The sequence below is a fragment of the Sulfitobacter sediminis genome (assembly GCF_040811725.1).
Lineage (GTDB): Bacteria > Pseudomonadota > Alphaproteobacteria > Rhodobacterales > Rhodobacteraceae > Sulfitobacter > Sulfitobacter sediminis.
The window spans coordinates 1-275 of record NZ_JBFNXX010000148.1; the positions used below are offsets into that span (position 1 = coordinate 1).

The 275-nt window shown below is 62.9% G+C and carries 1 protein-coding gene; it reads left to right on the forward strand.

All coding sequences use genetic code 11. From position 1 onward, the window contains the following. On the forward strand, positions 1–275 hold a 275-nt coding region (locus tag AB2B41_RS23500; protein ID WP_367880250.1), incomplete at both ends, for a cadherin-like domain-containing protein.

Sequence of the window (275 nt, forward strand, 5' to 3'; positions counted from 1 at the left end):
GTGACGTCGACGGCGACACTCTGACCGTTGCGAGCGTCGGTGCGGCATCGAACGGGACTGTGGTGATTAATGGCGACGGCTCAGTCACCTACACGCCGGATGCCGACTACAATGGGCCCGGCAGCTTTACCTACACCGTCTCCGATGGCAACGGCGGCACCGATACCGCGACAGTCGATGTCACTGTGAATGCGGTGAACGATGCTCCAGTGGCGAATAATGACAGCGCGACCACCGATGAGGACACACCGAGCGCCCTCTCCGCGCGTGGCGGG